We start from the raw sequence: 13314 nt of genomic DNA, 5'->3' as shown, positions 1-13314 counted from the left end.
TTCCTAGCCTCGGGCTCACTCGCCCTGGCCGGCGAAGATATCGATGCGATCTCCCTCGGCCACGGTCACGATGGCGCGCTTGGTGTCCTTGCGCTTGCCGAGCCCGTCACGGGTGCGGCGCGTCTTGCCCTTGCGGTTCATCGTGTTCACGGCGGTGACCTTGACGTCGAAGATCTGCTCGATGGCGATCTTGATCTCGGTCTTGTTGGCGGTCGGCCTCACCAGGAACGTGTACGCGTTCTGGTCGAGCAGGCCGTAGCTCTTCTCGGAGACGACCGGCGCCAGGATGATGTCGCGCGGGTCGCGGATCTTGAGATCGCTCACTTGGCGTCCTCCTCAGCAGCAGAGCCCTTGTCGGACTTGACGGCGTTGACGAATCCCGCAGCCTCGGCGGCCGCGGTGGTGGCGAACCAGACCTCGGCGATCGTGCGTCCGTACCAGGGCGACTCCGGGGTGTGGAACTTCATCGAGCTCTCGTTGCCCTTGATGTCGAATCCCTCGGGCGGGTTGTCACCGCGGAAGGAATCGGCGCCGAAGGGGTGCAGGTCGGCCTCGTCGGTCTCGGGCACCTCGGCCTCGGCCGCGTCGTCACCCACGAATGCCGCGAGGGCGGCACGGGTGAAGACGATCTGATCGGCCTTGAGGACGTCGTAGGCGTTGAGCTGGTCGGCGACGATGACGTGCACCTCGGCGAGGTTGCGCACCGAAAGCCAGGACGTCTCGTCCGCGCGGTCGAGAACGACGAGGATCCGCTTGGGATCGCCGAGCTTCGACAGCGCCGACTTGGCGGCCTTGGTCGACGGCCTGTCACCCTCGACCAGGGAGGCCAGCACGACGATCTGCCCGTCGCGGGCCCGGTCGGACAGGGCACCGCGCAGGGCGGCGGCCACCATCTTCTTGGGGGTGCGCTGGGCGTAGGAGCGCGGCTGGGGGCCGAACACGATGCCACCGCCGACCCACTGGGGGGAACGGGTGGAACCCTGTCGGGCACGGCCGGTGCCCTTCTGGCGCCACGGCTTCTTGCCGCCGCCGGCGACCTCGCCGCGGGTCTTGGTGGAGTGGGTGCCCTGACGGGCCGCGGCCTGCTGGGCCACCACCACCTGGTGGATCAGAGGGACGTTGGTGGCCACGTCGAAGACATCGCCCGGCAGCTCGACGGAGCCGGACTTGGTGCCCTTGGCGGTCAGCACGTCGATGGTCTTGTTCTCGCTCATGCGGCATCCCCATTCTTGGCGGCCTGCTTGGCGGCGCTGCGGACGACGAGGAGGGAGCCCTTCGGGCCGGGAACGGCGCCCCGGACCAGGATGATCCCGCGCTCGGAGTCGACCGAGTGGATCGGCAGGTTCTGGACGGTGACCCGGTCATTGCCCATCCGGCCGGCCATCCTCATACCCTTGAGCACCTTGCCGGGGGTGGCGCATCCACCGATGGAGCCCGGGGAGCGGTGCTTGCGGTGCACGCCGTGGGTGGCGCGCAGGCCCTTGAAACCGTGGCGCTTCATGACGCCGGCGGTCCCATGACCCTTGGTGGTCCCGGTGACGTCGACCAGCTCGGCGATCTCGAAGACGTCGGCGGTGACCTCCTGGCCGAGGGTGTACTCGGACGCGTCGGCGGTACGCAGCTCGACGAGGTGCTTGCGGGGGGTGACCCCGGCACGCTCGAAGTGGCCGGCCTCCGGCTTGGTCACGTTCTTGGCCTTGACGGCGCCGAAACCGAGCTGGACGGCGGAGTAGCCGTCGGTCTCGGGGGTGCGCACCTGGGTCACCACACAGGGCCCGGCCTGGATCACGGTCACGGGGACGATGCGATTGTTCTCGTCCCACAGCTGGGTCATGCCGAGCTTGGTGCCCAGCACGCCCTTCACAGTGCGTTCATTGGTCATGCTGCTCAACCTCACGGAAGCTTGATCTCGATGTCGACGCCGGCCGGAAGGTCGAGACGCATGAGCGAGTCAACCGTCTTCGGGGTCGGGTCGAGGATGTCGATGAGCCGCTTGTGGGTGCGCATCTCGAAGTGCTCGCGGCTGTCCTTGTACTTGTGGGGTGAACGGATCACACAGAACACGTTCTTCTCGGTCGGAAGCGGCACCGGGCCTGCAACCTTGGCCCCCGTACGGGTCACCGTGTCGACGATTTTGCGCGCCGACGAGTCGATGACCTCGTGGTCGTAGGCCCGCAGCCTGATGCGGATCTTTTGTCCCGCCACAGTTGTTCCTTCTACTCGTCCCTGCCGCGCCCGGATAACTCCGGCACGCCCAGAGGGTTCCGGCATGGGACCCGGCTGGCGCCGGACCCCGCATTGTCAGATCCACATGGACCGCCCACCGCCCGACCGTCAAGGCCTGGCACCGGGTGACCCACAGGGCTCCTTCGGCTCCTACCACCGACCCCCGAGGTCGGGTGTGTCGGGCATCCGAGGCCGCACAACACCGAGCTCACCAGAAGAATCCAGGAAGGACATGTACCGGGGAACACTGTGCATTTGTGCTTCCTCCGAGGCTCGATCACCCGGCTGTGGGCCTAGCTTCGGGAGGATCCGCCACGACGGCGGTACCACTCGGAGCTGGTGGTCGGGGCGACGTTACGTCTCGGATGTTTCCACAGAATCATCCGGTGACACGACGAGGCCCGTTCGGAGCAACCTGAACAGTCTCTCACACACGCTGGCTGACGCCAAATTGAAGGGGAGGGATCCCCATCCGGGGGGAAGTCGCGGGGATTTCTCCTCCCAACACGCCGTGGCCGGGCTCTGGCGGGACGCGGGACGGCGTGTTGGGAGGAGAAAACCCCACCTCGAGGCCCGGGAGTCGGGGTCCCGCCAGGGTCAGCGCGCGAGGGTCTCGGCGAAGCGACGGAGCCGGGTCAGCGTGGAGTCCCTGCCGAGGATCTCCATCGACTCGAAGAGCGGCGGGGAGACCCGCGAGCCCGTCACCGCCACCCGGATCGGGGCGAAGGCCACCCTGGGCTTGATCTCCATCGTCTCGCAGATCCCGGCGCGCAGGGCGGCCTGGACCGGCTCGGCGGTGAACTCGTCCAGATCACCGAGCACCTCGATCGCCGCCGCGATGATCGCCGCCGGATCTCCCTTCAGCCTGGCCACCGAGTCCTCGTCGAAGGCCAGCTGATCATCGGCCTCCAGCAGGAAGGCCAGCTTCGGCACAGCCTCGGACAGCAGCGTCAACCGCTCCTGGATCAGTGGCATCGCAGCACGCAGGGTGACGACATCGGCGTCCGACGGATCGCAGAGCTGACCCGCCTCCACCGCATACCTCAGCACCCGGTCGGCCAGTTCCCCGACGCCCAGAGAACGGATGTACATACCGTTGAGCCAGTCGAGCTTCGTCGTGTCGAAGACCGGGCCGCCGGTGGAGACGTCCTCCCAGCGGAACCTCCGGACGAAGGACTCGAAGCCCTCCATCTCAGCACCCTCGGCGATGGTCGGGTAGGCCAGCAGCTGCAGGAAGTTGCGCAGCGCCTCGGGCAGGTAACCCTGCTCACGGAACCACATCAGCCGCGCGGCCGGGTTCTTGCGCTTGGAGATCTTGGACCTGTCGGCGTTGCGCAGCAGCGGCATGTGAGCGAACTGCGGAGCCTGCCAGCCCAGCCACTTGTAGAGCAGCAGATGCTTGGGGGTCGAGGAGATCCACTCCTCCCCGCGCACGACGGTGTCGATGCCCATCAGGTGGTCGTCGACGACGACGGCCAGGTGGTAGGTGGGGAAGCCGTCCGCCTTGAGGATCACCTGGTCATCGGGATGCGGGGCCTTCACCTCGCCCCGGATGAGATCGTGGAAGGCCAGCTCGACGTCGTCGGGGATCCGCATCCGCACCACCGGGGTCTCGGTGAATCCGGGCAGCTTCGCCCGCTCCTGCCTCGTCATGCCCAGGCACATCCGGTCGTAACCGGTGTCCGAGGAGTGGGCCTCGGCCCTCTCCCTGCGCAGCCCGGCGAGCCTGTCCTGCGAGCACCAGCAGTAGTAGGCGTGGCCGTCGGCGATGAGCTGATCGACGTAGGGCCGGTAGGTCTCCACGCGCTCGGACTGCTTGTACGGCGCGTACGGCCCGCCCACCAGCGGGCTCTCGTCGGGGCCCAGCCCCAACCAGTCGAGGGAGTCGTAGATCTGCTGCTCCGACCCCGCCACCAGGCGGTTGCGATCGGTGTCCTCGATGCGAAGCACGAACTGCCCCCCGGTCTGACGCGCCCAGGCCTTGTCGAAGAGAGCCATGTAGGCGGTGCCGACGTGGGGATCTCCGGTCGGTGAGGGGGCGACTCGGGTGCGTGCGGGTGCGTGCGGGGAATCAGTCATGATGGCCGCGATTCTAGTGGACATGGCCCCGGAAGGCGCTCCCACGATCCCTGGAGGGGCGACGCCCCCCGCGCTACTGGTAATTTTCGGATCATGGCTGAACCGTCCTCCTCGCCGTCACCGGCACCCTCCGATTTCATCCGCGACGTCGTCCGCGAGGACAACGCCCAGGGCACCTACGGAGGACGCGTCCAGACCCGCTTCCCACCCGAGCCGAACGGCTACCTGCACATCGGCCATGCCAAGGCCATCGTCACCGATTTCGGCATCGCCGAGGATTTCGGCGGCGTCTGCAACCTGCGTCTGGACGACACCAATCCCGGCACCGAGGAGACCGAGTACGTCCGGGCCATCGTCGAGGACATCGCCTGGCTCGGATACACGCCGGGGAGCGTCGTCCACGCCTCCGACTACTTCGAGCAGCTCTACAGCTGGGCGCAGTACCTCATCGAACGGGGCCTGGCCTACGTCGACGACCAGGATCCCGACACCATCTCGGCCCAGCGCGGGGGCTACGGCAGGCCCGGCGTCGAGAGCCCCTACCGCGACCGGCCGGCGGCCGAGAGCCTGGACCTGCTGGCCAGGATGCGCGCCGGCGAGTTCCCCGACGGATCCCGATGCCTGCGCGCCCGGATCGACATGCAGGACGAGAACATGTGGCTCCGCGACCCGGTGATGTATCGGATCCGTCACATGCACCATCACAGCACCGGAGACACCTGGAGGATCTTCCCCACCTACGACTGGGCGCACGGCCAGTCCGATGCCGTCGAGGGGGTCACCCACTCGCTGTGCTCCCTGGAGTTCAACAGCCACCGGCCTCTCTACGACTGGTTCCTGGCGCACCTTCCGCTGGAGGGCCCCGCCCCCAAGCAACGCGAGTTCGCCCGTCTGGAGCTCACCCACACCATCACCTCCAAACGCCGGCTCAAGAAGCTCGTCGACGATCACCTCGTCGACGGCTGGGACGATCCGCGGATGCCCACCCTGCGTGGCATGCGCCGCCGCGGCTACCCGGCTGCGGCGATCCGCGACTTCTGCACCGCGATCGGCACCACCCGCAACAACTCGGTGCGCGCCATCGAGGAGTTCGAGTCCTTCGTCCGCAAGGAACTCAACCACACCGCCCAGCGCCGGATGGCCGTCCTCCACCCCCTCAAACTGGTGCTCGACGGCTGGCCCGTCGACGCCGGCGGCAACCCGGTCGTCGAACACTTCGAGATCGTCAACAACCCGGAGAATCCAGACGACGGCACCCGACAGGTCGCCTTCTCCGGCACCCTCTGGATCGAACAGGACGACTTCCGCGAGGATCCGCCCCGCAAGTACTTCCGCCTCTCCCCCGGTCGCGAGGTGCGGCTGCGCGGCGCCTACCTGGTGACGGCCACCGACGTCGTCAAGGACGCCGAGGGCACTGTCGTCGAGGTGCACGCCTCCTACGATTCGGAATCCCGGGGCGGCACCGCGCCGGACGGACGCAAGGTGAAATCGACCATGCACTGGGTCTCGGCACCCCACGCCGTCGATGCCGAGGTGCGACTCTACGATCGACTGTTCACCGCCGAGATCCCCGGTGAGAGCACCGGAGAGGCCCTCGACGACCTCAACCCCGGTTCCCGGGAGATCCTCACCGGCTGCAAGCTGGAGGCCGCCCTGGCCGATGCCGGGCCCGGGCAGGTGGTGCAGTTCGAGCGCCTCGGATACTTCGCCGTCGATCCTGACCGGCCCATGGTCTTCCACCGGGCGGTCGGGCTGCGCGACGAATGGGCACAGATCCAGAAGCGCAACGGCTGAGCCCGGCGCCGCCTCCACCGGCCTCGTGGACGTCCCCCGATAGAGTGACGGCATGAGCGACGCGACCGTAATCCTGCATGACCTCGTCGGACGCATCCGCGACGAGGCGGCCTCGGTGTGCGACGGCCTGGCCGAGGAGCACGCCCGCTATCAGGTGAACCCTGGCACCAACACCATCTGCTGGCTGCTGTGGCACACGGCCCGGGAGATCGACTCCCAGATCCATCAGGCCCTCGGCGGGCCCCAGCTCTGGGACGAATGGGCCGACCGGCTCGGGCTGTCACTGCCGCCCGCCCGGCTGGGTTCAGGAGCCACCGGCTACGGCCAGAACCCCGACGACGTCATCTACGTCGTGGCCCCCGTCGACGACCTGCTGGAGTACCTCACCGAGACCTGCGACGAGACCGACGCCCTCATCGACGGCCTCGGCGTCGACGACCTCGGACGGATCATCGACGCCGCCTGGAACCCACCGGTCACGCTGTCGGTCCGCCTCGTCTCGATCCTGGCCGACGCCCTTCAGCACATCGGCCAGGCGGCCCTGGTGCGAGGCGTGGCGGAACGGGCCACAGCTGAGTGAGCGACACCCCTCACACCGCCGGACCGCCGACCGGCGGCCAGGACCGTGACGCGCCCGAGGAGGTCACGGTGGTCCGTGCGCCCGGCCCGACCGGGGTCACGGTCGCCCCCCTCGAGCGGGTCGAGGAGGAATGGGTCACGGCCGAGCGGACGCTGGCCCGGTACGTGCTGCGCCACGCAAGTCTCGGCGGGCTGATCGGCGCCCTGTTCGGATTCTGGTCGGCGTTGAGCCCCAGCCTCATCCCTCGCACCTGGTGGATGATCCTCATCAATGTCGCGATGTCGATGCTCTTCGCCTACGGGACGGGGCATCTCATCGGGTACGCGCTGCGACATCTCGCCCGCCTCATCAGTCTCCGGGTCACCGCTGCGGCACGGGCGGTCCGCATCATCCGGTGGCTCGGATATGCCGCCGTGCTGGCCATCTCCGTGGGCGTGTGGTTCTGGGCCATCCAGCAGCAGCGCGACGTCTCACGGACGGTCAACCTCAAGCGGCACTTCTGGCTGACCCAGATCTTCGGCGCCCTCTCCGGCATCCTCGCCTTCGTCGCGGTGCTGCTGCTGATCCGCACTGTCAGCCACGCGATCCACCGCCTCTACACCGGCGTCCACCGGTTCATCACCCAACCGCTGCTGGCAACATCGGTCTTCGTGGTCGCCCTGGCGCTGGCCCTGCTGGCCACCAACAACGTCGTCGTCCGCACTGCGGCCAACGCCGTCGCCCACCAGATGGAGACCGTCAACCGGCAGACCACGCCGGGGGTCCACCGACCCACCTCCGCCCTGCGGTCAGGCGGCCCGGGCTCCACCCGGTCCTGGGCGAGCCTGGGACGCAAGGGGCAGGACTTCGTCGCCTCGGGGCCCACGGCGGCCCAGATACGGAAGGTCACCGGCAGGTCGGCCATGGTTCCGATCAGGGCCTATGCCGGACTCCCCGCCGATCGGAACCTCAATACAGCTGCTCATGCCGTGCTGGACGAACTCATCCGTACCCATGCCTTCGATCGCAAGGTCCTGGTGATCTACAACACCACCGGTTCAGGATGGGTCGAGGAATGGTCGGTCTCCTCCGTGGAATACCTGACCGGCGGGGACTGTGCGACGGCGTCGATGCAGTACAGCTATCTGGGCAGTCCGGGTGCCTTCCTGCTGGACCGGGAGTCGCCGAAGGAGGGGGCCAAGGCGCTGTTCAACGTCATCCACGGATACTGGGACCGTCTCGATCCGGCGCGCCGACCCAGGCTGTACACCTCCGGGGTCTCTCTGGGGGCCTACGGCGGACAGTCCGCCTTCAGCTCCGCCGACGACATGATGTCGAAGGTCGACGGTGCGGTCTGGACAGGTTCGCCAGGGATCACCCCGATCTGGAACGAACTCACCTCATCGCGACGGCAGGGTTCGCCCGAGATCGCGCCGGTGATCGGCAGCGGTTCCCACATCCGCTTCATCCCGGGGATCAGGTACATCGACCGGGACCGCTGGGGGGCGTCGTATCCGCAGTGGAAGAGCCCTCGGATCGCCTACGTGCAGCACTCCTCGGATCCCGTGACGTGGTGGCAGCCCAGTCTCATCTGGCGTGAGCCCGACTGGATCCGCGAACGCGCCGGCATCGACACCAATCCGCGGATCTCCTGGACGCCGTGGTCCTCCTTCTGGCAGGTGACCGCCGACATGGCCATCGCCGTCTCCGCCCCGGGAGGCCACGGGCACAGCTACCACCAAGAACTCATCTGGGTGTGGTCGTCCGTCCTGGGTACCGACCACATCACCCAGGCGCAGAAACAGGCCATCGCCGAGGACCTGCCGAAGACCATCAAAGGCTCCGACTGAACCCCGAAGACGTCGGGCCCGGGGACGAGGGCAGGAGCAAGGGCCGGGGACGCGAAGGAGGCCCGCCCCTGACGGGACGGGCCTCCTTCATCCCCTGCCGGGGATCAGAGAGTCACAGACTCACCTGAGGATCCTTGATCCGGAGGATCACTTGAGGATCTCGGTCACGCGACCGGATCCGACGGTCCGGCCACCCTCGCGGATGGCGAACTTCAGCTGCTCCTCCATGGCGATGGGGTGGATCAGCTCGACGGTCATCTCGGTGTTGTCACCGGGCATGACCATCTCAGTGCCCTCGGGCAGTTCGACGGTGCCGGTGATGTCCGTGGTGCGGAAGTAGAACTGCGGGCTGTAGTGGGAGAAGAACGGCTTGTGACGGCCGCCCTCGTCCTTCTTCAGCACGTAGACCTGGCCCTTGAACTCGGTGTGGCCGGTGGTGGTGCCGGGCTTGCTCAGCACCATGCCGCGCTCCACATCCTCCTTCTTGGTGCCGCGCAGCAGCACGCCGATGTTGTCGCCGGCCTCGCCCTCGTCGAGGATCTTGCGGAACATCTCGACACCGGTGACGGTGGTCTTGGTGGTCGCACGGATGCCGACCATCTCGACCTCGTCGCCGGTCTTGACGATGCCGCGCTCCACACGACCGGTGACCACGGTGCCGCGGCCGGTGATGGTGAAGACGTCCTCGATGGGCATGAGGAAGGGCTTGTCCAGCTCGCGGGTCGGAGTCGGGATGTACTCGTCCACGGCGTCCATCAGGTCGAGAATGGACTGGGTCCACTTCTCGTCGCCCTGCAGGGCCTGGAAGGCCGACACGCGGACGACCGGGCAGTTGTCGCCGTCGAACTCCTGGGCGCTCAGCAGCTCCCGGACCTCCATCTCGACGAGCTCGATGAGCTCCTCGTCATCGACCATGTCGCACTTGTTGAGGGCGACGACGATGGCGGGAACGCCGACCTGGCGGGCGAGCAGCACGTGCTCGCGGGTCTGCGGCATCGGGCCGTCGGTCGCGGCCACGACGAGGATGGCGCCGTCCATCTGAGCGGCACCGGTGATCATGTTCTTCACGTAGTCCGCGTGTCCGGGGCAGTCGACGTGCGCGTAGTGCCGCTTCTCGGTCTGGTACTCGATGTGAGCGATCGAGATCGTGATACCGCGCTGGCGCTCCTCAGGGGCCTTGTCGATCATGTCGAACGCCTCGGTCTGCGGATTCAGCTCCGGGTCCTTGTCGTGCAGCACCTTGGAGATCGCCGCGGTCAGGGTCGTCTTGCCGTGGTCGATGTGTCCGATGGTGCCGATGTTGACGTGCGGCTTGGTCCGCTCGAACTTGGCCTTTGCCACTGGGGCTCCTTTACGAAAATGTCGCCCGCTCTTGCGCGGTACGCGTCATGTGGTCTGCCCGCAGGCGATCCCACGGACATCTTCTGGACGGCCCTGACCAGAGGTCAGGGAACTCACCCAAGTTTGCTGCATCAACTGCGACCAGTCAAACCGGAACGGCAGTCTAGCGCAGTGCCAAGGGCCCCGGTGCCGACTCGCGTCGGCCGGGACGCCCTTGACGAGGACCCGGGCGGGAAGATCGCCCCTCCCGCCCGGGCGGACGGCGCCGCCATCGCGACGCGCGCCGTCATGAGATCGGTTCAGCTCAGAGGGCCGCGATCACTTTCCTCCGTTGGCCTTGGCGATGATCTCCTCGGCCACATTGGCCGGGGTCTCGCCGTAGGAGTCGAACTCCATCGAGTACGACGCCTGGCCCGAGGTCTTGGACCGCAGGTCGCCCACGTAGCCGAACATCTCGGCCAGCGGGACCAGGGCCCGGACGACCTTGTTCCCGTGCTCGTCGACCATCTCCTGAATCTGGCCGCGGCGGGCGTTCAGGTCGCCGATCACGGTGCCCAGGTAGTCCTCGGGGGTGGTGACCTCAACGGCCATCAGCGGCTCGAGGATGCCGGGCTGCGCCTTGCGGGCGGCCTCCTTGAAGGCCATCGAACCGGCGATCTTGAAGGCCATCTCCGAGGAGTCGACCTCATGGTAGGCGCCGTCGAGGAGGGTGCACTTGAGATCCTCCATCGGGTAGCCCGCGAGGACGCCGAACTGCATGGCTTCCTTCACTCCGGCGTCCACCGAGGGGATGTACTCCTTGGGGATACGGCCGCCGGTGACGGCGTTGACGAATTCGTATCCGGAGCCGGCCTCGGTCGGCTCGATCGAGATGATCACGCGGGCGAACTGGCCGGAACCGCCGGTCTGCTTCTTGTGCGTGTACTCGAGCTTGTCGACCTTCTTGTGGATGGTCTCGCGGTAGGCCACCTGCGGCTTGCCGATATTCGCCTCGACGTGGAACTCGCGCTTCATCCGGTCGATGAACACGTCGAGGTGCAGTTCGCCCATGCCGGCGATGATGGTCTGGCCGGTCTCCTCGTCGGTGTGGACGCGGAAGGTCGGGTCCTCCTCGACGAGACGCTGGATGGCCACACCCAGCTTCTCCTGGTCGGCCTTCGACTTCGGCTCGATGGCCTGCTCGATGACCGGGTTCGGGAAATCCATCGACTCCAGAACGATCGGGGCCGAGGAGTCGCACAGCGTCTCACCGGTGGTGGTGTCCTTGAGGCCCATCACGGCGCCGATCATGCCGGCACCCATCTCGTCGACCTCCTGACGCTTGTTGGCGTGCATGAGGTAGATCTTGCCGATCCGCTCGCGCTTGCCCTTCGTGGCGTTGAGCACCTGCTCGCCCGCCTTGAGGACGCCGGAGTAGACGCGCACATAGGTCAGCTTGCCCAGGTGCGGATCCGAGGCGATCTTGAAGGCCAGCACCGACATCGGCTCGTCCTCGGTGGGCCTGCGCTCCAGCTTGACCGACTCGTCGCCGGGCTTGAAACCGACGATGGCCGGGACGTCCTCGGGCGAGGGCAGATAGTCGACGATGGCGTCGAGCAGGGGCTGGACGCCCTTGTTCTTGAAGGACGTGCCGCAGGTCACTGCGGTGAAGGCGTTGGCGAGCACGCCGCGGCGGATCGCGGCCTTCAGCTGCGCCTCGGTGATCGAGTCGGGATCATCGAGGTAGACCTCCATGAACTCCTCGTCGTTCTCCGCGACGGTCTCCAGCATCTCGGCGCGAGCGGCCTCGGCGGCGTCCTTGAGCTCGGCCGGGATCTCCTCGGTCTCATAATGCTGACCGAGCTCGGTCTCACCGCGCCAGGTCTTGGCGTTCATCTCGATCAGGTCGATGATTCCGAGGAAGTTCTCCTCCGCACCGATCGGCAGCTGCAGCAGCACCGGGATGGCGTGCAGGCGCTCCTTGATGGTGTCGACGCAGTGCTCGAAGGAGGCACCCGTGCGGTCCATCTTGTTGACGTAACAGATGCGCGGGACGCCGTAACGGGTGGCCTGGCGCCACACCGTCATCGACTGCGGCTCGACACCGGCCACACCGTCGAAGACGGCCACGGCGCCGTCGAGCACGCGCAGCGCGCGCTCCACCTCGACGGTGAAGTCGACGTGCCCGGGGGTGTCGATGATGTTGATCTGGACGTCATGCCAGAACGTGGTGGTGGCGGCCGAGGTGATGGTGATCCCTCGCTCCTGCTCCTGCTCCATCCAGTCCATGGTGGCGGCTCCGTCGTGGACCTCGCCGATCTTGTAGGACTTTCCGGTGTAGTAGAGGATGCGCTCGGTCGTGGTGGTCTTGCCGGCATCGATGTGGGCCATGATGCCGATGTTGCGGACCTTGGTCAGGTCTATGGTCTTGTCGGCCACAGTGTTCAACCTCAAATTCTCTGTTGAGTGGTCTGGGCAGGGATGATGCTCGACGCAGGAGCCCGAGGTGAACCTGTAACCGGGAGCCCGCGTGGGAAGTCGGCTGGAATCCGCCGGAAGCCGGGCTGGACCGGAGCCGGCGAATCCTCAGAACATGATCGTGCCCCCTCACCGACCGGTGAGGGGGCGCGCGATCACCAGCGGTAGTGGGCGAAGGCCCTGTTGGCCTCAGCCATCTTGTGGGTGTCCTCACGCCGCTTGACGGAGGCACCGAGACCGTTCGACGCGTCGAGGATCTCATTCATGAGCCGCTCGGCCATCGTCTTCTCGCGACGCTCGCGGGAGAAGGCGACCAGCCAGCGCATCGACAGCGTGGTGGCACGGGCGGGCTTGACCTCGACCGGCACCTGGTAGGTGGCGCCGCCGACACGGCGGGACTTGACCTCCAGGGAGGGCTTGATGTTGTCGAGGGCGCGCTTGAGGGTCTGCACCGGATCGGTGTTCGTCTTGGCGCGGCACCCCTCGAGGGCGCTGTACACGATGTCCTGGGCGACAGTCTTCTTGCCGTCCTGAAGGATCTTGCTCACCAGCTGGGAGACGACGGGCGACCCGTAGACGGGGTCGACCATGATGGGGCGCTTGGGCGCCGGTCCCTTACGAGGCATGGCTCACTTCTCCTTCTTGGCGCCGTAGCGGCTACGGGCCTGCTTGCGTCCCTTGACACCCTGGGTGTCCAGCGAGCCGCGAACGATCTTGTAACGGACACCGGGCAGATCCTTCACGCGGCCACCGCGCACGAGCACCATCGAGTGCTCCTGCAGGTTGTGCCCGATCCCGGGGATGTAGGCCGTGACCTCAATGCCCGAGGAGAGGCGAACACGAGCGACCTTGCGAAGAGCCGAGTTCGGCTTCTTCGGGGTGGTGGTGTACACGCGGGTGCACACTCCACGACGCTGCGGGGAGCCCTTCAAGGCAGGCGTGCTGTTCTTACTGAGCTTGTCAGTGCGGCCCTTGCGGACCAACTGCTGGATTGTAGGCACCGGCTGG

At 66.9% G+C, this 13314-nt stretch carries 12 protein-coding genes; 3 read left to right on the top strand and 9 right to left on the bottom strand.

Annotation, left to right across the window (positions count from 1 at the left end):
- Positions 1–15 precede the first annotated feature (15 nt).
- The 5 genes from rplW to gltX form a co-directional block, all read right to left on the bottom strand.
- Positions 16–324 (bottom strand): 50S ribosomal protein L23, encoded by a 309-nt coding sequence (gene rplW / locus JS278_RS04720; RefSeq protein ID WP_114044185.1) that lies wholly within the window; start codon positions 322–324, stop codon positions 16–18.
- Positions 321–1214: a 50S ribosomal protein L4, sunset domain variant gene (rplD, locus tag JS278_RS04715; protein ID WP_114044184.1), complete on the bottom strand. Its 894-nt coding sequence runs from the start codon at positions 1212–1214 to the stop codon at positions 321–323. Before rplD ends, rplW begins: the two co-directional genes overlap by 4 nt.
- Positions 1211–1882 carry a 50S ribosomal protein L3 gene (gene rplC / locus JS278_RS04710; protein WP_114044183.1) on the bottom strand — a complete coding sequence of 224 codons (672 nt, stop codon included), beginning with the start codon at positions 1880–1882 and terminating at the stop codon, positions 1211–1213. The genes rplD and rplC overlap by 4 nt, the downstream gene beginning before the upstream one ends.
- Before the next feature lie 11 nt (positions 1883–1893).
- Entirely contained in the window at positions 1894–2205 is a 312-nt protein-coding gene (gene rpsJ / locus JS278_RS04705; protein ID WP_015071250.1) for a 30S ribosomal protein S10, read from the bottom strand.
- Positions 2206–2823: 618 nt separating this feature from the next.
- On the bottom strand, positions 2824–4224 hold the full coding sequence (gene gltX / locus JS278_RS04700) for a glutamate--tRNA ligase (RefSeq protein ID WP_245935273.1): 1401 nt from the start codon (positions 4222–4224) through the stop codon (positions 2824–2826).
- Positions 4225–4398: 174 nt separating this feature from the next.
- Between gltX and JS278_RS04695 the strand changes: the two genes are divergently transcribed.
- The 3 genes from JS278_RS04695 to JS278_RS04685 all read left to right on the top strand — a co-directional run bounded on the left by JS278_RS04695 (position 4399) and on the right by JS278_RS04685 (position 8508).
- Entirely contained in the window at positions 4399–6099 is a 1701-nt protein-coding gene (locus JS278_RS04695) for a glutamine--tRNA ligase/YqeY domain fusion protein (RefSeq protein WP_114044181.1), read from the top strand.
- Between the two features lie 52 nt (positions 6100–6151).
- The gene (locus tag JS278_RS04690) at positions 6152–6679 is read left to right on the top strand and encodes a mycothiol transferase (protein ID WP_114044180.1); all 528 of its coding nucleotides are present in this window, start codon (positions 6152–6154) and stop codon (positions 6677–6679) included.
- 164 nt (positions 6680–6843) lie between these two features.
- Positions 6844–8508 (top strand): alpha/beta hydrolase, encoded by a 1665-nt coding sequence (locus JS278_RS04685; protein WP_114046119.1) that lies wholly within the window; start codon positions 6844–6846, stop codon positions 8506–8508.
- 147 nt (positions 8509–8655) lie between these two features.
- Here JS278_RS04685 and tuf read toward each other — a convergent pair whose 3' ends face one another.
- From tuf to rpsL, 4 genes are all read right to left on the bottom strand, one after another.
- A complete protein-coding gene (tuf, locus tag JS278_RS04680; RefSeq protein ID WP_114044179.1) occupies positions 8656–9849 on the bottom strand; it encodes an elongation factor Tu in 1194 nt (397 codons plus the stop codon).
- A gap of 318 nt (positions 9850–10167) precedes the next feature.
- Positions 10168–12219, bottom strand: a complete 2052-nt coding sequence (gene fusA / locus JS278_RS04675; RefSeq protein WP_220150062.1) for an elongation factor G — start codon at positions 12217–12219, stop codon at positions 10168–10170.
- Between the two features lie 242 nt (positions 12220–12461).
- Positions 12462–12932 carry a 30S ribosomal protein S7 gene (gene rpsG / locus JS278_RS04670; RefSeq protein WP_114044177.1) on the bottom strand — a complete coding sequence of 157 codons (471 nt, stop codon included), beginning with the start codon at positions 12930–12932 and terminating at the stop codon, positions 12462–12464.
- Positions 12933–12935: 3 nt separating this feature from the next.
- Complete coding sequence (gene rpsL, locus JS278_RS04665) at positions 12936–13307, bottom strand: 30S ribosomal protein S12 (protein ID WP_028700981.1); 372 nt, start codon at positions 13305–13307, stop codon at positions 12936–12938.
- Positions 13308–13314 lie beyond the last annotated feature (7 nt).

The organism is Acidipropionibacterium virtanenii (assembly GCF_003325455.1).
Lineage (GTDB): Bacteria > Actinomycetota > Actinomycetes > Propionibacteriales > Propionibacteriaceae > Acidipropionibacterium > Acidipropionibacterium virtanenii.
This window is presented reverse-complemented; position numbering and strand designations above follow the sequence as displayed.